Origin of the sequence: Pseudoxanthomonas sp. SGNA-20, from assembly GCF_003931635.1 — a bacterium.
Classification (GTDB): domain Bacteria; phylum Pseudomonadota; class Gammaproteobacteria; order Xanthomonadales; family Xanthomonadaceae; genus Pseudoxanthomonas.
On the sequence record NZ_RRYK01000025.1, the window covers coordinates 1 to 1,079 of the forward strand.

Consider the following 1,079-nt stretch of genomic DNA (forward strand, 5'->3'; position numbering starts at 1 on the left):
CGTTGTATTCCCGGCGCCAGGTTTCGATGACGGTCCGGGCGTGCAGCAGGTGGGTGAACCAGTGTTCGTTGAGGCACTCGTCGCGCAGGCGGCCGTTGAACGACTCGACGTAGGCGTTCTGGTTCGGCTTGCCCGGTTGGATCAGGCGCAACTGCACGCCACGCGCGTGCGCCCAGGTGACCATCGCCTTGCCGCAGAACTCCTTGCCGTTGTCGGTGCGGATCACCTGCGGCAGCCCGCGCGAGCGCGCCAGACGTTCGAGCACGCGCGTCACGCCAAGTCCTGAGATCGCACGCTCCACCTCGATCGCGACCGCTTCGTGGGTGGCGTCATCGACGATCGTCAGGCACTTGATGACGCGCCCGTCGGCGGTGCGGTCGAACACGAAGTCCATCGACCACACCTGATTGGCCGCACTCGGCCGCACCAGCGGCTGGCGCTCGCCCGGCAATATCTTCTTGCGCTTGCGCCGCCGCACCTGCAGCCTCGCTTCCTGATACAGCCGTTCAACGCGCTTGTAGTTCACGAGCAACCCCGCTTGCCTGAGTTTGAGGTGGATCATCCCGACGCCGTAGCGTTTGTGCCGCTGCGCCAGCGCCAGGATCCGCGCCCGCAGTTCGACATTGCGGTCCGGACGCGGCGCATAGCGGTAGGCGCTGGCGCTCATGCGCACCACCGCCAGCGATCGTCGCTCGCTCAGTCCCTTGCCCACCAGATGCCGCACCAGCTCGCGCCTGGCCGGTGCGGTCACCACTTTTTTCGCAGGGCGTCCTTGATCACGTCGTTCTCGAACATCTGCTCGGCCAGCAGCTTCTTCAGCCGCGTGTTCTCCGCCTCCAGCTCCTTGAGCCGCTTGGCCTCCGGCACGCTCATGCCGCCGAACTTGCTGCGCCACAGGTAGTACGAGGCTTCGCTGAAGCCGTGCCGGCGGCACAGGTCCTTCACCGCCACGCCAGCCTCGGCTTCACGCAGGAAGCCGATGATCTGCTCTTCGGAAAAGCGCTTCTTCACGTCCAATCTCCGTCTCGTTGGGGATTGGACTCCAAATCGCCGTGCTACTCAAAACCGGGGGGACGTCG

General features: G+C 65.3%; 1 protein-coding gene. It reads right to left on the bottom strand.

The window, feature by feature from the left end; all coding sequences use genetic code 11:
* Positions 1 to 1,011 (bottom strand): IS3 family transposase gene (locus EIM48_RS15255; protein WP_125112052.1). Its coding sequence is split into 2 segments (ribosomal slippage), with 1,012 coding nucleotides annotated over them: positions 1 to 753 and positions 753 to 1,011; the frame shifts between segments, so codons are not numbered across the junction. This gene is flagged as partial in the annotation.
* Between the last annotated feature and the right edge of the window lie 68 nt (positions 1,012 to 1,079).